General features: G+C 68.1%; 17 protein-coding genes. 12 read left to right on the top strand and 5 right to left on the bottom strand.

Annotated elements, in window-relative coordinates; genetic code table 11:
- Positions 1-21 precede the first annotated feature (21 nt).
- Both G369_RS36780 and G369_RS0133465 read right to left on the bottom strand, forming a co-directional pair.
- Positions 22-951, bottom strand: a complete 930-nt coding sequence (locus G369_RS36780) for a lipase secretion chaperone (RefSeq protein ID WP_019658439.1) — start codon at positions 949-951, stop codon at positions 22-24.
- Positions 952-958: 7 nt separating this feature from the next.
- The gene (locus G369_RS0133465) at positions 959-1,876 is read right to left on the bottom strand and encodes an esterase/lipase family protein (protein ID WP_019658438.1); all 918 of its coding nucleotides are present in this window, start codon (positions 1,874-1,876) and stop codon (positions 959-961) included.
- Positions 1,877-2,159: 283 nt separating this feature from the next.
- On the opposite strand from G369_RS0133465, the gene metH reads away from it, so the two are divergent.
- The 4 genes from metH to G369_RS0133445 are packed head-to-tail and all read left to right on the top strand — an operon-like array spanning position 2,160 to position 8,188.
- Positions 2,160-4,898, top strand: a complete 2,739-nt coding sequence (metH, locus tag G369_RS36775; RefSeq protein WP_080647970.1) for a methionine synthase — start codon at positions 2,160-2,162, stop codon at positions 4,896-4,898.
- Between the two features lie 52 nt (positions 4,899-4,950).
- The gene (locus G369_RS0133455) at positions 4,951-6,765 is read left to right on the top strand and encodes an ArnT family glycosyltransferase (protein ID WP_019658436.1); all 1,815 of its coding nucleotides are present in this window, start codon (positions 4,951-4,953) and stop codon (positions 6,763-6,765) included.
- Positions 6,762-7,781, top strand: coding sequence for a glycosyltransferase family 2 protein (locus tag G369_RS0133450; protein WP_019658435.1), 1,020 nt, complete (start codon positions 6,762-6,764; stop codon positions 7,779-7,781). The genes G369_RS0133455 and G369_RS0133450 overlap by 4 nt, the downstream gene beginning before the upstream one ends.
- A complete protein-coding gene (locus tag G369_RS0133445; RefSeq protein ID WP_019658434.1) occupies positions 7,778-8,188 on the top strand; it encodes a GtrA family protein in 411 nt (136 codons plus the stop codon). Before G369_RS0133450 ends, G369_RS0133445 begins: the two co-directional genes overlap by 4 nt.
- A gap of 30 nt (positions 8,189-8,218) precedes the next feature.
- On the opposite strand, the gene G369_RS0133440 is transcribed toward G369_RS0133445, so the two are convergent.
- The 3 genes from G369_RS0133440 to G369_RS0133430 form a co-directional block, all read right to left on the bottom strand.
- Positions 8,219-9,418 (bottom strand): amidohydrolase family protein, encoded by a 1,200-nt coding sequence (locus G369_RS0133440; RefSeq protein ID WP_019658433.1) that lies wholly within the window; start codon positions 9,416-9,418, stop codon positions 8,219-8,221.
- On the bottom strand, positions 9,373-10,140 hold the full coding sequence (locus G369_RS0133435) for a TetR/AcrR family transcriptional regulator (RefSeq protein WP_019658432.1): 768 nt from the start codon (positions 10,138-10,140) through the stop codon (positions 9,373-9,375). The genes G369_RS0133440 and G369_RS0133435 overlap by 46 nt, the downstream gene beginning before the upstream one ends.
- A 106-nt stretch (positions 10,141-10,246) precedes the next feature.
- Positions 10,247-11,020 (bottom strand): ferredoxin--NADP reductase, encoded by a 774-nt coding sequence (locus G369_RS0133430; RefSeq protein ID WP_019658431.1) that lies wholly within the window; start codon positions 11,018-11,020, stop codon positions 10,247-10,249.
- Positions 11,021-11,343: 323 nt separating this feature from the next.
- On the opposite strand from G369_RS0133430, the gene G369_RS0133425 reads away from it, so the two are divergent.
- The 8 genes from G369_RS0133425 (at position 11,344) to G369_RS0133390 (ending at position 20,114) form a co-directional block, all read left to right on the top strand.
- A complete protein-coding gene (locus G369_RS0133425) occupies positions 11,344-12,957 on the top strand; it encodes a hypothetical protein (protein ID WP_019658430.1) in 1,614 nt (537 codons plus the stop codon).
- A 2-nt stretch (positions 12,958-12,959) separates the two neighbouring features.
- On the top strand, positions 12,960-13,877 hold the full coding sequence (locus G369_RS0133420; RefSeq protein WP_019658429.1) for a UPF0280 family protein: 918 nt from the start codon (positions 12,960-12,962) through the stop codon (positions 13,875-13,877).
- A 21-nt stretch (positions 13,878-13,898) separates the two neighbouring features.
- Entirely contained in the window at positions 13,899-14,540 is a 642-nt protein-coding gene (locus tag G369_RS0133415; protein ID WP_019658428.1) for an amino acid synthesis family protein, read from the top strand.
- 36 nt (positions 14,541-14,576) lie between these two features.
- A complete protein-coding gene (locus tag G369_RS0133410) occupies positions 14,577-15,161 on the top strand; it encodes an amino acid synthesis family protein (protein WP_019658427.1) in 585 nt (194 codons plus the stop codon).
- 79 nt (positions 15,162-15,240) lie between these two features.
- Positions 15,241-16,446: an ABC transporter substrate-binding protein gene (locus G369_RS0133405; protein ID WP_019658426.1), complete on the top strand. Its 1,206-nt coding sequence runs from the start codon at positions 15,241-15,243 to the stop codon at positions 16,444-16,446.
- A gap of 146 nt (positions 16,447-16,592) precedes the next feature.
- Complete coding sequence (locus G369_RS0133400) at positions 16,593-18,533, top strand: ABC transporter permease (RefSeq protein ID WP_019658425.1); 1,941 nt, start codon at positions 16,593-16,595, stop codon at positions 18,531-18,533.
- Positions 18,530-19,318: an ABC transporter ATP-binding protein gene (locus G369_RS0133395; protein WP_019658424.1), complete on the top strand. Its 789-nt coding sequence runs from the start codon at positions 18,530-18,532 to the stop codon at positions 19,316-19,318. The genes G369_RS0133400 and G369_RS0133395 overlap by 4 nt, the downstream gene beginning before the upstream one ends.
- A gap of 61 nt (positions 19,319-19,379) precedes the next feature.
- Positions 19,380-20,114, top strand: coding sequence for an ABC transporter ATP-binding protein (locus G369_RS0133390; protein WP_019658423.1), 735 nt, complete (start codon positions 19,380-19,382; stop codon positions 20,112-20,114).
- Positions 20,115-20,125: the final 11 nt, after the last annotated feature.

Below are 20,125 nucleotides of genomic sequence, written 5' to 3'. Positions count from 1 at the left end.
CGCACAGGCAAAGGGCAGAAATCAAGGCGGCGCGGCCGCCTTTTTCCTTGCGTCGGCCGCCCGCATCTCCAGCGCGGCCTGCAGACGCAGCGCCTCCTGCGGCGTGAAGAGCTCGGCCTGCAGCTGCGCCCGTGTGGCCTCGTCGGCGGCCGCGTAGCGCGAGAGGCGGCTCTGCCAGTCCTGCTCCTGCTGGTCGAGCGCGGCGAGCCGCTGCGCCGCCTCGTGGCCGTACTGCTTCGAGCGTTCCTCGAAGCGCTCCTGCGGGCTGGCGCCGCGTGTTTCCAGCGCGGCGGTCTGCTCGCCCACGGCCAGTTGCGCGACGGAGGCCGTGCGGTCGGCGCGCTGCTCGGGCGTGAGCCAGGTTTCCTCGGTCTTGGCCAGCGCCTGGCGTTTCTGCTCGGGCGTGAGGTTCGCGTTGCGCTCGATCTCCAGCTTCTCGACGCTGAAGCGGTCGAATTTCTCCTCGGCGCCGAACAGGCCCTCCACCTCCTCGGGTGCGAAGTAGCGCGAGCGGATGCCGGCGCGCGCATCGAGGATCCGGCGCAGCCCGGCAGGGTCTCCGATGCTGGCCGCGGGCAGCGCCTCGAGCGCGGTGCGGTAGTCGATGTAGCGCTCCAGCAGGCCCAGCGCGCGCACCCGCCATTCGGGCGGCAGGTACCTGTCGATCTTCGCGCGCATCTCGGCCATCAGGCCTTCCCGGTCGCGGGCCTGGCTGCCGTCGAGCATCTGCTCGAAGGTGTGCAGCAGGGCGGGCGTCAGCAGCGGATCGGGGGCGTGGGGGCTCGTGCCGGACGCGGCGGTGGGGACGGCCGGCTGGGCGGACGATGCGGCCGGCAGGGCCGCGGATGCGACCGCGGGAGCCGGTGCCTCCTCTCCGTCGGCCAGCCACCACGCCGCGCCCGCAGCCAGCACCACCGCCGTCGCGAGCGGCCACAGGAGCTTGCGGGGCATCGTCTCCTCAGAGGCCGAGCTGCTTCAGCTTCGCCGCCTGGTTCACGTACAGCGTCACCGGGCTCACCGAGAACAGGTCGCGCAGCCCGAGCATCTGGTTGACCTCGTCCAGGTGGTTCTGCCTGTAGCTGCCGAGGTAGGTGCCCAGGTGCGAGCTGCAGGCCGAGGCGAGGCCGTCGTTGGCCTCGCCATGCACCACGCTCAGCAGCGACAGCGGGTAGTCCGAGGCGTCGAACACGTTGGTCAGCGGCTGCGTGCCCGACCAGGAGAAGTAGCGCACGCCGTTGACCAACTCGGCCCCGTTGCCGCAGGCGGTGGTGGGCACGCCGTCGGGGAACTTGGCGTTGAACTTCGCGGAGCCGGCGGTGTTGAGCGACTCGAGGGCGCCCAGGCCGCTCTGCGGCGTGTTGTTGCCCGAAAGGATGCCGATGAGGCTGGAGAAGGCGTTCACCGCGCTCACCACCACCGCCCGGCTCAGGCTGCCTTCGGGCAGCGTGTTGCCCAGCAGGTCGGCCACCTTGCTGCCCTTGTGCGGGCTGCCCACCGTGGTGACGGAGGCCACCAGCTGCGGCGCCACGCCCGAGACGTAGCGCGCCGTGGGGCCGCCGTGCGAATGGCCGATCAGGTTGACCTTGCTCGCGCCGGTCAGCGCCAGCACGTCCTTGACCTGCTTGAGCAGCTGCTCGCCGCGCACCTCGCTGCTGTTGGTGGCCGCCACCTCGGCGACGAAGACCTTCGCGCCCTGCGCGCGCAGCTCGCCCGGAATGCCGTACCAGTAGTCGATGCCGGCGATGGTGTCGAAGCCCAGCATGCCGTGCACCAGCACGATCGGATAGGCCGTCTGCGCGCTGGTGCCGGCCGCCTGCGCCGTTTGCGCCAGGGGCGCGAGCGCGAGCATGCCGCCCACGAGCAGCGCGCCGGCCATCCGCCGGACCGTGCCGTCCTTGCTGTCCGTCGTCCTTGTCCTCGAAGCCGCAATCCTCTTCGCCAGTCGAATCATCGGAACTCCCTTGTGGGTTGATCGGTTTGGGGGCACGCAAAAACGAACGAGCGTGCACTTTTCATTCTGCGAAACCGACCGGGCAGGATCGATCCGGACTTTCCCTTTCATGAATCGGACTTACTCCTGCAGCACCTGCGGCGCAGGCGAGGGCGATAGACTCCCCCAACCCGCGCACGAATAACCGCTTTTGCCTCCGAGTCCAACCATGTCTTCCCCAATGCCGCCTCCCATGAAGCTCTCAGGCCTGGAGCCGGTCTCCATCGGCGAAGGCACGCTGTTCGTCAACATCGGCGAGCGCACCAACGTCACGGGCTCCAAGGCCTTCGCGCGCATGATCCTCAACGGCCAGTTCGAAGAAGCGCTGGCCGTGGCGCGCCAGCAGGTCGAGAACGGCGCGCAGGTGATCGACGTGAACATGGACGAGGCCATGCTCGACAGCAAGGCCGCGATGGTGCGCTTCCTCAACCTCATCGCCAGCGAGCCCGACATCGCACGCGTGCCGGTGATGGTCGACAGCTCGAAGTGGGAGGTCATCGAGGCGGGCCTGCGCTGCATCCAGGGCAAGGGCATCGTCAACTCCATCTCCATGAAGGAGGGCGTCGACAAGTTCAAGCACGAAGCCATGCTGGTGAAGCGCTACGGCGCCGCCGCCGTGGTGATGGCCTTCGACGAGAAGGGCCAGGCCGACACCTACGCGCGCAAGATCGAGATCTGCGAGCGCGCCTACCGCATCCTGGTGGACGAAGTGGGCTTCCCGCCCGAGGACATCATCTTCGACCCGAACATCTTCGCCATCGCCACCGGCATCGAGGAGCACGACAACTACGCGGTCGACTTCATCGAGGCCACGCGCTGGATCAAGCAGAACCTGCCGGGCGCCAAGGTGTCGGGCGGCGTCTCGAACGTGAGCTTCAGCTTCCGCGGCAACGACCCGGTGCGCGAGGCGATCCACACCGTGTTCCTGTACCACGCGATCAAGGCGGGCATGGACATGGGCATCGTCAACGCCGGCATGGTGGGCGTGTACGACGAGGTCGAGCCCACGCTGCGCGAGCGCGTGGAAGACGTGGTGCTCAACCGGCGCCCCGACGCCGGCGAGCGCCTGGTCGAGATCGCCGAGAGCGCCAAGGGCGCGGCCAAGGACGACAGCAAGAAGCTCGAATGGCGCGGCACGCCCGAGCAGCCCGTGCCGGTGGCGCAGCGCCTGTCGCACGCGCTGGTGCACGGCATCACCGAGTTCATCACGCAGGACACCGAAGAGGCCTACCGCGAGATCCTCGCCAAGGGCGGCCGCCCGCTGCACGTGATCGAAGGCCCGCTGATGGACGGCATGAACGTCGTGGGCGACCTGTTCGGCCAGGGCAAGATGTTCCTGCCGCAGGTCGTGAAGTCGGCGCGCGTGATGAAGCAGGCCGTGGCGCACCTCATTCCCTACATCGAGGAGGAGAAGCGCCAGGACGAGGCGGCAGGGCGCGACGTGCGCTCCAAGGGCAAGATCATCATCGCCACCGTGAAGGGCGACGTGCACGACATCGGCAAGAACATCGTCACCGTCGTGCTCCAGTGCAACAACTTCGAGGTGGTGAACATGGGCGTGATGGTCCCGTGCCACGAGATCCTCGCGAAGGCGAAGGTCGAGGGCGCGGACATCGTGGGCCTGTCGGGCCTCATCACGCCGAGCCTCGAGGAGATGCAGTACGTGGCCGGCGAGATGCAGAAGGACGACCACTTCCGCATCCGCAAGATCCCGCTGCTGATCGGCGGCGCCACCACCAGCCGCGTGCACACGGCCGTGAAGATCGCGCCCCACTACGAGGGCCCCGTGGTCTACGTGCCCGACGCCTCGCGCAGCGTGAGCGTGGCGCAGTCGCTGCTGTCGGACCAGGCGGCCGCCTACATCGAGGAGATCAACGCCGACTACGTCAAGGTGCGCGAGCAGCACGCCAACAAGAAGCAGGTGCCGCTGTGGCCGCTCGCTAAGGCGCGCGCCAACAAGACGCCCATCGACTTCGCGAACTACCTGCCCCCTTGCCCCAAGTTCATCGGCCGGCGCGTGTTCAGGAATTTCGACCTGACCGAGCTCGCGAAGTACATCGACTGGGGCCCGTTCTTCCAGACCTGGGACCTGGCCGGCCCCTTCCCGGCCATCCTGAAGGACGAGATCGTCGGCACCGAGGCCGTGCGCGTGTATGCCGACGGCCAGCGCATGCTCAAGCGGCTCATCGAGGGCCGCTGGCTCAGCGCGAGCGGCGTGGTGGGCTTCTGGCCCGCCAACACGGTGAACGACGACGACATCGAGCTCTACACCGACGAGTCGCGCAGCGAGGTGGCGCTCACCTGGTACGGCATGCGCCAGCAGACCGAGAAGCACGAGATCGACGGCGTGATGCGCCCGAGCCGCTGCCTGGCCGACTTCGTCGCACCGAAGGGCAGCGGAGTGAAGGACTACGTCGGCATGTTCGCCGTCACCGCCGGCCTGGGCGTGGAGAAGAAGGAGAAGTACTTCGTCGACGACCTCGACGACTACTCCGCCATCATGCTCAAGGCCCTGGCCGACCGGCTGGCCGAGGCCTTCGCCGAGGCGCTGCACCACCGCGTGCGCACCGACCTGTGGGGCTACGCGAGCGACGAGGGCCTGAGCAACGACGACATGATCGCGGAGAAGTACCGCGGCATCCGCCCCGCGCCCGGCTACCCGGCCTGCCCCGACCACAGCGTGAAGAAGCCCATGTTCGACCTTCTGAACTGCGCGGACATTGGCATGAGCCTGACGGAAAGCCTCGCTATGATGCCCGCCGCCAGCGTGAGCGGGTTCTACCTGAGCCACCCCGATTCGACGTACTTCAACGTCGGCAAGATCGGATACGACCAGTTGCAGGACCAGGCTGCGCGGCGCAAGGAAAGCGAAGCCGACCTCGAGCGCCTGCTCGCGCCCAACCTTTGAACCTGCCGGCCGGCGCGGCCGTCCGGCACCGGGAGTCGTTATTCAGAAGCTGATGTTTGCAGCCGCGCACTACGCGGCCCTGGCGGTTTTCGTGACGGGCTGCTGGGGCTATGGACGCGCGCTGCTGGGCCGCCTCGCGCCGCCCCCGCGCCGCGACGCGGGGCTCGAAGCCGCCATGGCCGTGGCCCTGGGCGTGGGAATCTTCATCTGCGCCTTCCAGGCGCTGGCCATCTTCGGCGCCTTCAGGCCCGGTGCGACCGCGGCGGTCGTCGCCGTGGGCGTGGTGGCCGCGGCGCTCCAGCTGCCTGCATGGCTGCGCGAGCGGCGCGCGCTGCTGCTTGCGAACCCGCCGGCGGCGCCCTGGAGCTACGTCGAGCGCGTCGCGGCGATCGCGCTGGCGCTGGTCGTGCTGCCCGCGCTGGCCGCACCGCTCGCGCCGCCCATCGCCTTCGACGAGCTGATGTACCACCTGCCCTATGCGCGGCAGGTCGCGGAGCAGGGCTCGCTGGGCATCCACGACTGGCTGCGCTACCCCTGGTTTCCGTACAACTACAACCTGCTGTACGCCGGCGCGCTGCAGCTGGGCGACGACGTGCTGCCGCACTTCCTCAACGGGCTGGCCGGCGCGCTGTCGGTGGTGATGATCTACCGCCTCGGCATGCTGCACGCCAACCGCCTCACCGCATGCATCGGCGCGGCCATCTGGCTGGGGCTCGGCGACTATTCCAACGCGCTCATCGACATGGGCGTGGCGCTCTTCGTGCTGTCGGCCTGCGTGGCGCTGTGGTGGTGGCGCGAGTCCGAGGTCGGCAAGCCGGCGCACGGCGGCATCCGCTGGCTCGGTGTCGCGGCCTTCTGCCTGGGCTTGGCGGCCGGCTCGAAGTACCAGGCGCTGATCTTCCTGCCGCTGGTGGCGCCCTTCGTCTTCCGCCACGAGCGCAGCCTCAAGGCCTGGGCGCTGGTGTTCGCCTGCTTCCTGCTGCCCTGCGTGTACTGGTACGCGCGCAACGCCATCATGACGGGCGACCCCTTCAACCCCATCGGCGCGCGCGTGTTCGGCTTCACCGAATGGACGCCGGCCGACTATGTGCAGCAGGTGGCCGACGTGCGCGTGCATGCCGAGCTGCCCAACGCGCTGCTGTGGTCGGTGTTCTTCGCGCCGTTCAGCCCGCTGTGGAAGCGCTCCGCGGCCGTGCGCGCGGCCGGCTGGTTCTGCCTGTACTCGGTGATCGTCTGGGTCGTGACCTCGCGCTATCCGCGCTACCTGACGGCCTCGTTCCCGCTGCTGGCGGCCATCGCGGCCGTCGGCTGGCAGGTGGTGTTCGGCTGGATCGTCGCGGGCTTTCGCCGCCTGGCCGGGGCCAGGGCTTCGGCGGCCGACGTGCCTCCCGCAGCCGTCACTGCGCGCACCCCGGCCCGCGTGGGCGATTGGGCGATCGTGCTGCTGCTGGCGGTGCTGGCCGCGGTTTCCGTGCGCCAGACGGCCACCAAGGTCGCGCTGATCGCGACCACCCCCGAGGCCCGCGAAGCCGTGCTGCGCAAGCACGTGCCGGGCTATGCGGTCATGGACTACCTGCGCCGTACCGCCAAGGGCCGCGTCTACCAGATCGCGCTGAACGAGGCGATCTACTACGGCCCCAACCCCATCTGGGGCGACACGCTCGGGCCCTGGCGCTATACCGACTTCGGCAAGCTGTCGGGCGGCGACCTCGCGCGCAAGCTCTCGGGCATGGGCTTCGTCGCGGTGGTGCTGCCCGATACGGTGGTGCCGGTGTTCACCGCGCGCGTCGATTTCGACAAGTACTTCGCCGTGCAATACCAGCAGGACGGCAGCCGGGTCTACCGTATCCTTCCCGCCGCACCATGAACGACGCCGCAGACATCTCCAACAGCATCCGGCAAGGCCCCGGCGGCAATGTCGGCAGCGGCCTGCGCGTCGCCGTGGTGATCCCCTGCTACAACGAGGCGCTGGCCATCGAGCAGGTGGTGCAGGGCTTTCGCGCCGCGCTGCCCGAAGCCGACATCCACGTCTTCGACAACAACTCCAGCGACGACACGGCAGGCGTGGCGCGCGCGGCCGGCGCCACCGTCACCCATGTGGCCCTGCGCGGCAAGGGCAACGTGGTGCGGCGCATGTTCGCCGACGTCGATGCCGACGTTTACGTGATGGCCGACGGCGACGCCACCTACGACGCGAGCGCCGCGCCGCGCCTCATCGAGCGCCTGGTGCGCGACAACCTCGACATGGTGGTCGGCAGCCGCGTGGACGATGGCCAGGACGCACACACCTACCGCGCCGGCCACCGCTTCGGCAACCGCATGCTCACGGGCGCGGTGGCGCAGCTCTTCGGCGGCGGGCTCACCGACATGCTCTCGGGCTACCGAGTGTTCTCGCGGCGCTATGCCAAGTCGTTCCCGGCGCTGTCGCGGGGCTTCGAGACGGAGACCGAGCTCACCGTGCACGCGCTCGAGCTGCGCATGCCCTATGCGGAGGAAGCCACGGCCTACAGCACGCGGCCCGAAGGCTCGGTGAGCAAGCTCTCGACCTACCGCGACGGCTGGCGCATCCTCAAGACCATCTGCAAGCTGTTCGTGAGCGAACGGCCGCTGCAGTTCTTCTCGATCATCGGCGCGCTGCTGGCGCTGATGTCGATCGTGCTGATCGTGCCGGTCGTCATGACCTACGTGCACACCGGCCTGGTGCCCCGGCTCCCCACCGCGGTGCTGGCCACCGGCGCAATGCTGGCGGCGATGCTGTCCTTCGTGTGCGGCGTCATCATGCAGGCCATCACCCTGGGGCGGCGAGAGGCCAAGCGGCTGAGCTACCTCGCGATTCCCAGCGTGCGCGAACGTGCGGCCCGCGCGGCGGGCGGTCCGCGATGAAGATCGGCCGCGAGTTCCTCGCCTTCGCCGTGGTCGGAGTGATCGGGCTCGTGGTCGACGTGGTGGTGCTCTACCTGCTGGCGCCGCTGCTGGGCTGGTACGCGGCGCGCGTGGTGTCCTTCCTCTCGGCGGCGACGACCACCTGGGCCTTCAACCGCCGCTACACCTTCGCTGCGAGCGCGGCCAGCGCCGCATCCGGCCGTTCCGTCTGGCGCGAATACCTGGGCTACCTCGCGACCATGACCGCGGGCGCAGTGCTGAACTACGGCGCCTACGTGCTCACGCTGCACTGGGTGGAAGGCCGATGGGCTGCGGCGCTCGGCGTGGCGATCGGCAGCGTTGCGGGCATGGGCGCCAACTTCCTGTCGGCGCGCTATCTCGTCTTCCGCTCGCACCGCGGCGGCTGAAGCCAGCCGGCGGCGGCGAGGGGCGTTCGCTCAGTGCGCGCCCGAGACGACCACCGGGATCTCGGTCGCAGGCGGCGTGTTGCGGCTGCGGCCGCAGCGCACGATGCCGTCGATCATCACCATGCCCACGCCCGGGATGTCGCCGAGCTGCACGCTCTCGAGCAGCCCCGGCGCCGGCGAATGCTGCGCGCGGTCCATGAAGACGAAGTCGGCGGCACGGCCCACCTCGACGAGCCCGCAGTTGAGCTTGCGGATCTTCGCGGTGTTGCCCGTCGCGAAGCAGAACACCAGCTCGGCCGGGATGTTCGCGATGGACGACAGCATCGCCACCATGCGCAGGATGCCCAGCGGCTGCACGCCCGAGCCCGCGGGGCCGTCGGTGCCGAGGATCACGCGGTGCGGGCACTTGAGTTCCAGCGCCGCCTTCGCGGCGGCGATGGCGACCTTCTCGTTGCCGTTGTGCACGATCTCGATCGCGCGCGAGCTCTTCTCGCACAGCTCGCACACGTGCGCCTCGGGCAGCGAGGTGTGGCCGCCGTTGATGTGGCCGATGACGTCGGCGTCGGCCTCGAGCACCACGTCCTTGTCGATCAGGCCCGAGCCCGGGATCGAGGGGCCGCCCGTGTGGATCGTGCTCTGGATGCCGTACTTGCGCGCCCAGGCCACCATCTCCTTGGCCTCGTAGCCGGCCTTGACCGAGCCCAGGCCCACTTCGCCGAGCAGGCCCACGCCGGCCTCGGCGAGTTCCTTGAAGTCGCTCTCGACCATGCCCTTCTCGATGACGGGCGCGCCCGCCAGCACCTTCACGCCGCCGGGGCGGAAGTTGTCGAAGGCGCGCTGCGCGGTGATGGCCAGTGCCTTCAGGCCCACGATGTCCTTGGGGCGGCCGGGCAGGTGCACCTCGCCGGCGGAAATCATCGTCGTCACGCCGCCGTGCATGGTGGAGTCGATCCAGCCGAGCTGGCCCTGGCGCGGCGTCCAGTCGCCGAACACCGGGTGCACGTGGCTGTCGATCAGGCCGGGGGCTACGCAGGTCTTCTTCGCGTCGATGACGGTGACGGCGCCTTCGAGGTCGCAGTCCTTTTCCTTGCCGACCGCGACGATCAGGCCGTCGTTCACGACGATGGTGTCGGCATCGAGGATGGGCTTGTCGATGTCGCCCGAGAGCAGCAGCCCGATGTTCCTTATGACGACCTTGCCCGACTTGCCGCCGGTTGCGATTTCTGCCATTTCGATGTGTCCTCGTGGGATGGGGTGGAGTTGTTCTCTTCGTCCTGCGGCTCGTCGGCGTCGGCGCGCACGGTGCGCAGCAGCGTCTCGATCACGAAGTCTTCCCAGTGCGCGATGGCGTCGGGCGACTCCAGCGGCTCGCCGAGGAAGGCGGTGAGCGTGTGCCGGTTGGATGTGTAGAAGTAGCCCGTGGACGCGATCAGCAGGTAGATGTCGCGCGCCACCACGTCCTTGCGGAACAGGCCCTGCGAGGCGCCGCTCGCCAGGATCTCCGCGATGATCGCCACCGCGCGCGACGAGTATTCGCGCGCGCGCAGCGACTTCGAAATGTGCCGGCCCTTGTGCAGGTTCTCGGTGTTCAGCAGCGTGACGAACTCGGGGTTCTTGCGGTAGTAGCCCAGCACGAAGCGGATGACCTCGGTGAGCGCGTCCACCGGCCGCGAGGTGTCAAGCGCGATGGCGGCCTCGGCATCGTCCATGCGCTGGTAGATGCCTTCGAGCACCGCGATGAAGAGGCCTTCCTTGCTGCCGAAGTAGTAGTAGATCATCCGGTCGTACGACTTCGCGGCCTTGGAGATCTTCTCCACGCTGCCGCCGTCGTAGCCGTACTTGGCGAAGACCTTGGTCGCGGCCTTCAGGATGCTGTCGCGCGTGGCCTGGGCGGCCGCCTGGCGCACACCCGTGCGGCGCTGCGGCTTGGTGACGGCAGCCTTGCGTTCCATTACAGGCGGTCGCCGCCGGGCCGCCCCAAGGCGGGCCGCGCCTCCCCCTCGGGGGGTGGAGTTGCACGCGCGAAGCGCGTGAAAAGCCGGGGGGCCGACATTGACATTACTTCTCGGCGAAGGCGCGCTCGACCACGTAGTCGCCGGGCGTGGAAGTGTTGCCTTCCTTGAAGCCGCGCTTTTCCAGGATGTGCTTCAGGTCCACCAGCAGGCCGGGGCTGCCGCACAGCATGACGCGGTCTTCCTCGACGTTCAGCGGCGGCAGGCCCAGGTCGTCGGTGAGCTTGTTGCTCTCGATCAGGTCGGTGATGCGGCCCTGGTTGCGGAACTCCTCGCGGGTGACCGTGGGGTAGTACAGCAGCTGCTTCTCGATCATCTCGCCCAGGAACTCGTGCTTGGGCAGATGGTCGGTCACGAGGTCGTGGTAGGCCAGCTCGTCGACCTGTCGCACGCCGTGCACCAGGATGACCTGCTCGAACTTCTCGTAGGTGTCCGGGTCGCGGATGATGCTCATGAACGGTGCGAGGCCGGTGCCGGTGCCGAACAGGTACAGGCGCTTGGCCGGCAGCGTGTAGTCGATCAGCAGCGTGCCGGTGGGCTTGCGGCCCACGATGATGGTGTCGCCCACCTGGATGTGCTGCAGCCTCGAGGTCAGCGGGCCGTCTTCCACCTTGATGCTCAGGAACTCGAGGTGCTCCTCGTAGTTCGGGCTCACGATGCTGTAGGCGCGCAGCAGAGGCTTGTTGTTGACCTTCAGGCCGATCATCGTGAAATGACCGTTCGAGAAGCGCAGGGCCGGGTCGCGCGTGGTGGTGAAGGTGAACAGGCGATCGGTCCAGTGGTGGACGCTCAGGACGCGTTCTTCGCTGAATGCACTCATACGGAACTCAAGAGTTGGTTGGTAACAGGGGAGGTTGGCTGAGCCTGCGCGCACGCCTTTGGGGCGAAAGCCGCCGGCCGGCTCCGAACCCTCCATTGTCGTTGGTCGGAGAAACCCCGATGAACGCCGCTAGAAAACACCATTGCAAGCATCGGGCCCGTTTGCTACATTGACCTTTGATGTAGTGAATGCAACATGAAAGTGTAGGGAATGCTACACAAACGGAAGTCGATGCACAAGCGGGCGGACGGCACGTTTGTTGCAAACCCCGACGGCCCGGATTCGCACTTCGCCCAACACCGAACGCCCACGAGATCGCCCCGATGACAGAACACACCAAGACAGACGGCCTCCCCGGCATGGACATGCCCGTGGTGGCCGAAGCCGGCAGCAGCGCCTTCGGCAAGGCACCGCTGCGCAACGAGCGCATGAGCTCCGCCAAGGTCGAGTGCAACGCCTGCCCGGTGCTGTGCCAGATCTCCGAGGGCCGCAGCGGCGCCTGCGACCGCTACGCCAACAAGGAGGGCGTGCTGGTGCGCGTCGATCCCGTCGTGCTGCTGCGCCGCACGATCGAGAGCGAGGCGCCCGCGCTGGTGCCCTTCGACCGCCCCGGCGCCGAGGCCGGCGATGCCGCCCCCGACTGGAACGGCGACCTGCTGCACGCCGACGAAGTCTTCGTCACCGGCGTGGGCTCCTCCACCACCTACCCCGACTACAAGCCCGCGCCCTTCATCGTGGCCTCCAAGGCCCAGGGCGTGGACATGGTCACCGTCGTCACCGAAGGCATCTTCAGCTACTGCAGCTTCAAGGTGAAGATCGACACCGACCGCTTCCTCGGCCCCGAGCAGGCCAACGTGCGCTACCGCGGCGAGGTCGTGGGTCACGTGACCACGGCCGAATACGGCTCGCAGATGCTCTCGCTGGGCGGCGTGCACCACCTCACCGGCGGCAGCAAGAAGGAAGGCCGCATGACGGCCGAGCTGATGCAGTTGCTGGGCAACAAGAAGGCGGTGGAGTGCACCATCGACGGCGGCTCCACCCTCGTCATCCAGGCCGGCAAGGCGCCCATCGTCAACGGCGTGGAAGAGCAGCGCATGCGCGTGGGCTGCGGCTCGGCCGCGGTCGGCATCTTCGCGCGGCAGTTCGCCGGCGTGGCCGACGAGGTGGTGGTGGTCGACGACCACATCACCGGCGTGCTCACCGAGCACCAGGCCGGCCGCTGCCTCGACATGGCGCCCTCGGGCATCCAGATGCTGGGGCGCAAGTCCACGCCGGGGCGCTACTTCCAGGTGGCGAACCCGGGCAACGGCTGGGGCGGTACCGACATCGCCGATCCGCTCGCGATCATCGAAGGCTGGGAAGAGGGCGTCGCGCGCCCGGGCCTGCGCCTGCTCATGACGTCGACCACCGGCGAGCATGCGCAGTGGTACGTGCTCGACGACGCGCTCAAGCCCGTCGAGCAGCCGATGCCGCCCGAGGTGAAGCGCATCGTCGATCGAATCGGCGAGAACTGCGAACCGTCGCTGTGCACGGTGCTGTTCCTCGGTGGTGCGGGCGGCAGCCTGCGCGCGGGGGTCACCGAGAACCCGGTGCTGCTCACGCGCGCCATCAAGCGCGCGCTGGTCAACGTCACCTGCGGCGGCGCGCCGGCCTATGTGTGGCCAGGCGGCGGCATCACCGTGATGGCCGACGTCATGCGCATGCCCGACAACAGCTTCGGCACCGTGCCCACGCCTGCCATCGTCGCACCCATCGAGTTCAGCATGCGGCGCGACGACTACGAGGCGCTCGGCGGCCATGTCGAACACATCTTCCCGCTCGAACAGGCGCTCGCGCGCGGTGCATGGCAGGAAGACGGCGCACCGCTTGCGCGCCAATGGCTCGCGGTGGACGACGCCAACCCGTGGCCCCTGGGCCACGCCCCGATGCTGGGCTGATCATGTCCGCCCAACGCAGTGCGCTCGACAAGAGCCGCTGGCACTTCAACCACGGCCCGATCGACATCGTGGCCGAGGCGCACGGCGACCCGTATGCCGTGGCCGCTGCGCACGATGCGGCATGGGCGCGCTTCGTCCACGTGCTCGACGAGCTGGTGCGCGAGCTGCCGCTGCTGCGCCTGCCCGTCACCGACAGGATGCGCCCGCGCAACGTGGTGGCGCGCCGCATGTGGGACGCCTGCGCCGCGTTCTCGCCGATGTTCATCACGCCGATGGCGGCAGTGGCCGGCTCGGTGGCGCAGGAGCTCATCGCCTTCTACGAACGCCCGGGCATCGAACGCGCGTGGATCAACAACGGCGGCGACATCGCGCTGCACCTCGCGCCGGGGCAGTCCGCGCGCGTGGGCGTGTTCGCCGACATCGCGCGCTTCGACCTGCGCAGCCATCTCGCCGGCGAAGGCGGCATCCTCACCACCGACGGCCAGTTCGAGCTGCGCGCCGACCAGCCCGTGCGCGGCGTCGCCACCAGCGGCTGGCGCGGGCGCAGCTTCTCGCTGGGCATCGCCGACAGCGTGACGGTGCTGGCCGCCACCGCAGCGCAGGCCGATGCCGCCGCGACAGTGATCGCCAACGCCGTCGACGTGGACGACGAGGCCATCGCGCGCCGCCCCGCGAACGAGTGCAAGGACGACAGCGACCTGGGCGACACGCTCGTCACCGTCGACGTGCCCGAGCTGGCCCCCGCGCAGGTGCGCAGCGCACTCGATACGGGCGCGGTGTGCGCCAAGGTCCTGCAAAAAGGAGGGCTCGTCTGGGCTGCTCTACTCGTTTGCCAGGGGCAGTGGAAACTCGTCGAGCCCTTATGCTCGAAGGCGCTCGACACAGAGCTGCCGAAATCAGTTGGTTCAGTATTTGCTTAACGAAAAGCAAGGTTCTTTTTCATGATCGAAATACGCCGCGTCTTCACCCAGGTCGAGCACATTCACCACGAGTTCGGACCGCGTGCCGACACCCCGCTGGTGCGTGGTGCCATCGGCGCGGTGCTGACCAATCCGTTCGCCGGCCGCTACGAGCCCGACATCCTGCCGATGATGGCGCTGCTCGACCCGGTGGGCGTCGACATGGCGCACCGGCTGCATGCCGCCATGGACGTGCCGCTGGAGCAGATCGCCACCTACGGCAAGGGCGCCATCGTCGGCGCCGACGGCGAACTGGAGCACGGCGCGCTGTGGCACGTGCCCGGCGGCTACGCGATGCGCGAACTGCTCGGCTGGAAGGGCAGCCGCGCCGCCTACACCGCGGGCAAGGCCGAGGAGAAGACCGGCCAGCCCGGCAATGCGCTCTCGATCGTGCCCTCGACCAAGAAGGTCGGCCCGCCCGGCGCCGCGCTCGATGTGCCGCTGACCAACATCAACGCCAGCTACGTGCGCGGCCAGTTCGACGCCATCGAAGTGCGCGTGCCCGGCGCGCCGGCGGCCGACGAGATCGTCTTCATCCTCGCGATGAGCACCGGGTATCGCGTCCACGCACGCGTCGGTGGCCTGCTCGCCAAAGACATCAGCAAATGGGATGGCCTGCGCTGAGCCGCAGCATCCATACAGAGACAAGGAACACAGAACATGACCGCCAACATCCGCAAGCTCGTAGTACAGGTCGATGAAACCCGCCGCGAAATGGGCAAGGACATCACGCCGCCCACGCGCCGCGCCGTCGCCATCGCCGTGATCGAGAACCCCTACGCCGGCCGCTACAGCGAGAACCTCGACGACCTGATCGCCATCGGCGAGGAACTCGGTGCGCTGCTGGGCCAGAAGGCCGTGAAGGCGCTGGGCATCGAGCCCGGCCAGGCGCAGAGCTACGGCAAGGCCGCCATCGTGGGCGAGCGCGGCGAGCTCGAACATGCCGCCGCCATCCTGCATCCCAAGCTGGGCGCGCCGCTGCGCGTGGCGGTGGAGAAGGGCGCGGCGCTCGTGCCCTCGGCCAAGAAGCAGGGCACGCTGGGCACCGCGATCGACGTGCCGCTGGGCCACAAGGACGCCGCCTTCGTGCGCAGCCATTTCGACGCGGTGGAAGCCCGCGTGAGCGACGCGCCGCGCGCCAACGAGATCGTGGTGGCGGTGGCCGTCACCGACAGCGGCCGTCCGCTGCCGCGCATCGGCGGCCTGCAGGTCTCCGAGATCAAGGGCGTAGACGGCCTGCGCTGAGACGCGCCGCATCGTCCATCCAAAGCCCCGCGCCCGTACAACTCGAATTCTTTCTGCCTTAACCCCTAGGAGCTTCTCGATGAATCCATTGCGCCATGTCTTCTGCGCCGCGTCCGTCGTCACGCTGGCCACGGCCCTCGTTCCCGCGCACGCGCAGGGCGTGATCAAGATCGGCGAAATCAACAGCTACAAGGCGCAGCCCGCCTTCCTCGAGCCCTACAAGAAGGGCATGGAGCTCGCGGTCGACGAGATCAACGCCAAGGGCGGCATCAACGGCAAGAAGATCGAGCTCATCAGCCGCGATGACAACGCCAACCCCGGCGACGCCGTGCGCGTGGCCGAGGAGCTCATCTCGCGCGAGAAGATCGACGTGCTGGCCGGCGCCTTCCTGTCGAACACCGGCCTGGCGCTGACCGACTTCGCCAAGCAGAAGAAGTTCTTCTATCTCGCCGCCGAGCCGCTCACCGACAAGATCGTCTGGAGCAACGGCAACAAGTACACCTACCGCCTGCGCCCCTCGACCTACATGCAGGTCGCGATGCTGGTGCCCGAGGCCGCCAAGCTCAAGAAGAAGCGCTGGGCGCTCGTGTACCCCAACTACGAATACGGCCAGTCTTCGGTCGCTACCTTCAAGACGCTGCTGAAGGCTGCGCAGCCCGACGTCGAGTTCGTCGCCGAGCAGGCGCCGCCGCTGGGCAAGGTCGATTCGGGCAGCGTGGTGCAGGCCCTGGCCGATGCCAAGCCCGACGCCATCTTCAACGTGCTCTTCGGCGCCGACCTCTCCAAGTTCGTGCGCGAAGGCAACACGCGCGGCCTCTTCAAGGACCGCGAGGTGGTGAGCGTGCTGACCGGCGAGCCCGAGTACCTCGACCCGCTGAAGGACGAGGCGCCCAACGGCTGGATCGTCACCGGCTATCCCTGGAACGGCGTGAAGACGCCCGAGCACAAGGCCTTCCTCGATGCCTACCAGGCCAAGTTCAAGGACTACCCGCGCCTGGGCTCGGTGGTCGGCTACAGCGCCATCCACTCGATCGCGGCCGGCATCAAGAAGGCCGGCGGCACCGACACCGAGAAGCTCGTGGCCGCCTTCAAGGGCCTGCAGGTCGACACGCCCTTCGGCAAGATCAGCTACCGCGCGCAGGACAACCAGTCCACCATGGGCGCGTACGTGGGCAAGACCAAGAACGACGGCGGCAAGGGCGTGATGGTCGACTATGTCTACCTCGACGGCGCCAAGTTCCAGCCGAGCGACGACGAAGTGAAAAAGATGCGCCCTGCGGACTGATCGCGCAACAGACCAACATCTTCACTGAAAGCGGACCATTCCAGGAATACCGCGGAACCGGCTCTGCCGGGCCGCTGGTATAGCCCCCGGTAGGGGGTGGCGGCCACACGAAGTGGGCAAGCCTGGGGGCGAGCAAAGGATCCTTGATGAGTTTTTCAGGTTTTGTTGTTCAGTTGCTCAACGGGTTGGCCGGCGCGTCCTCGCTCTTCTTCGTGGCGGCCGGTCTCTCGTTGATCTTCGGCGTGACGCGCATCGTCAACTTCGCCCATGGTTCGTTCTTCATGGTGGGCATCTATCTCGCGTACACGCTCGTCGACAAGCTGGGCTCGAGCCTGGGCTTCTGGCCCGCGCTGCTGATCGCCGCGCTGGCGGTGGGCGTGCTCGGCGCCATCATCGAGGTGGTGCTGCTGCGCCGCATCTACAAGGCGCCGGAGCTGTTCCAGCTGCTGGCCACCTTCGCGCTGGTCCTCGTCATCAAGGACGCGGTGCTCTGGCTGTGGGGGCCCGACGAACTGCTCGGCCCGCGCGCGCCCGGCCTCAAGGGCTCGGTCGAGATCCTCGGGCGTCAGTTTCCTTCCTATGACCTGTTCCTGATCGTCGTCGGCCCGGTGGTGCTGGGCCTCGTGTGGCTGCTGCTCACCCGCACGCGCTTCGGCACGCTGGTGCGCGCCGCAACTCAAGACCGCGAGATGGTCAGCGCACTCGGCGTCAACCAAGCCTGGCTCTTCACGGCGGTGTTCGCGCTCGGCGCGCTGCTCGCGGGCCTCGGCGGCGCGCTGCAGCTGCCGCGCGAGCCCGCCACGCTGGAGATGGACCTGAACACCATCGGCGCCGCCTTCGTGGTGGTGGTGGTGGGCGGCATGGGCTCGCTGCCCGGCGCCTACATGGCCGCGCTGCTCATCGCCGAGATCAAGGCCGTGTGCATCTGGCTCGGCGTGGTGCAGATCTTCGGCATCGACGTCTCGTTCTCCAAGCTCACGCTGATGGTCGACTTCCTCGTGATGGCCATCGTGCTGGTGTGGCGCCCCTGGGGCCTGTTCGGCCGTCCGCAGGCGCCGAGCCGCTACGTGGGCATGCAGGAAGAACCGCTGCGCCGCCCGGGCAACGCCTACATGGTGGCGGCCGCCGCGTTCGCGCTGCTGCTGGCCGTGGTGCCTTTCCTCACGGTGAACTCGCCCTACACCACGGTGCTGATGATCGACCTGATGATCGCGGCCCTGTTCGCCACCAGCCTGCACTTCATCATGGGGCCGGCCGGCATGCATTCCTTCGGCCACGCCGCGTACTTCGGCCTCGGCGCGTATGGTGCGGCGCTGCTGGTGCGTGCGCTGCACCTGCCCATGGAACTGGCGCTGATCGTCGCGCCGCTGGTGGCCGCGCTCGGCGCCTTCGTCTACGGCTGGTTCGCGGTGCGGCTGTCGGGCGTGTACCTGGCCATGCTCACGCTGGCCTTCGCGCAGATCACATGGGCCATCACCTACCAGTGGGACAGCTTCACCGGCGGCAGCAATGGCCTGACCGGCGTGTGGCCCTCCGAGTGGCTTTCCGACAAGCGGGCCTACTACTGGCTCACGCTGGTGCTCGTGGGTGCGGGCGTGTGGTGGCTGCGGCGCGTGCTGTTCTCGCCCTTCGGCTACGCGATGCGCGCGGGCCGCGACTCGGTGCTGCGCGCCGACGCCATCGGCATCGACGTCAAGCGCATGCAGTGGGTGGCGTTCATCATCGCGGGCACCGTGGCGGGGCTGGCGGGTGCGCTCTTCGCGTTCTCGAAGGGCAGCATCTCGCCCGAGACGCTGTCGGTCGGCAAGTCGGTCGACGGCCTCGTGATGGTGCTGCTCGGCGGCATCCAGACGCTCGCGGGGCCGGTGGTAGGTGCCGTCACCTTCACCTGGCTGCACGACACCGTGGCGCGCAACACCGACTACTGGCGCGCGATGCTGGGTGCCATCATCCTGATCCTGGTGCTGCTGTTCCCGCAGGGCATCGCGGGCTCCATCAAGCAGCTTGCAGACCGCTGGCGCGCGCCGAAGGAAGACGAAGCTGCAAGGACCGAAGCCAAGGCCAAGCTCGAGGAGGTGAAGGCATGACCGGAACGCTCCTCAAGGTAGAGAACCTCGGCAAGTCCTTCGGTGGCGTGAAGGCGGTGGACGGCATCAGCTTCGAGCTGCCGCCCGGCGAACTGCTCGCGCTGATCGGGCCCAACGGCGCCGGCAAGTCGACAACCTTCAACATGGTCAACGGCCAGCTCAAGGCCGACCAGGGCTCCATCACGCTGGACGGCCAGGAGCTCGTGGGCCGCAAGCCGCGCGAGATCTGGCGCATGGGCGTGGGCCGCACCTTCCAGATCGCCGAGACCTTCGCCTCGCTCACCGTGGTCGAGAACGTGCAGATGGCGCTGCTCTCGCACGACCGCAAGCTCTTCTCCACGTGGCGCCGCGCCGCCGACCACAAGCGCGAGGAAGCGCTGGCGCTGCTCGACCAGGTCGGCATGAAGTCGCAGGCCGACCGGCCCTGCAGCGTGCTCGCATACGGCGACGTGAAACGCGTCGAGCTCGCCATCGCGATGGCCAACTCGCCCAAGCTGCTGCTGATGGACGAGCCCACCGCCGGCATGGCACCCAAGGAGCGCAACTCGCTCATGGCGCTGACCAAGGAACTCGTCATCCAGCGCGGCATCGCCGTGCTCTTCACCGAGCACAGCATGGACGTGGTGTTCGCGTACGCCGACCGCATGATCGTGCTCGCGCGCGGACGCCTCATCGCGCAGGGCAAGCCGCTGGAGATCCGCGACCATCCCAAGGTGCAGGAGGTGTACTTCGGCACCGGCAAGACATTCGAGAAGAAGGCAGCAGCCGTTGGAGAAGCCGCATGAGCGCAGCGCCGGGCCGCCCCAAGCAAGCCAGCACCGCAGTGCGAAGCACGGAGGCAATTTGATGAGCACACATGAACCCCTCCTGCAGGCCAAGGCCCTGTGCGCCTGGTACGGCGCCGCGCAGATCCTCTACGACGTCGATCTCGAAGTGCGCCGCGGCGAAGTGGTCGCGCTCATGGGCCGCAACGGTGCGGGCAAGTCGACCACGCTGAAGGCGCTGATCGGCATGCTGGCCAAGCGCCGCGGCGCCGTTCGCTTCCTGGGCCACGACATCTCGAAGAGCGAGCCGCACCACGCGGCGCGCCTGGGCCTGGGCTTCGTGCCCGAGGACCGCCGCGTGTTCACCGATCTCACGGTGATGGAGAACCTCGAGGTCGGCAAGCAGGCCGCGCGCCGCTGGGCCGACGGCAGCGACGCGCCGCTGTGGACGCCCGAGCGGCTGTTCAAGCTCTTCCCCAACCTCGGCGAGATGCCCAACCGCCCGGGCGGGCGCATGAGCGGCGGCGAGCAGCAGATGCTCACGGTCGCGCGCACGCTCATGGGCAACCCCTACCTCGTGCTGCTCGACGAACCTTCCGAAGGCGTGGCGCCGGTGATCGTCGAGCAGATGGCGAACATGATCCTGGAGCTCAAGGCGCAGGGCGTGAGCATCCTGCTGTCGGAGCAGAACATGCACTTCGCCGAACTGGTGTCCGACCGCGCCTATGTGCTCGAGAAGGGGCAGATCCGCTATCACGCCACGATGGCCGAGCTGGCGGCGAACGACGAAGTCCGCCGTGCCTACCTGAGCGTCTGATTTTTCTTCAA

The sequence above is a fragment of the Variovorax atrisoli 110B genome, assembly GCF_000382045.1.
Taxonomy (GTDB): domain Bacteria; phylum Pseudomonadota; class Gammaproteobacteria; order Burkholderiales; family Burkholderiaceae_C; genus Variovorax; species Variovorax atrisoli.
Note: the sequence above shows the minus strand (reverse complement) of the source record. Positions and strands in the feature narration are given on the sequence as shown.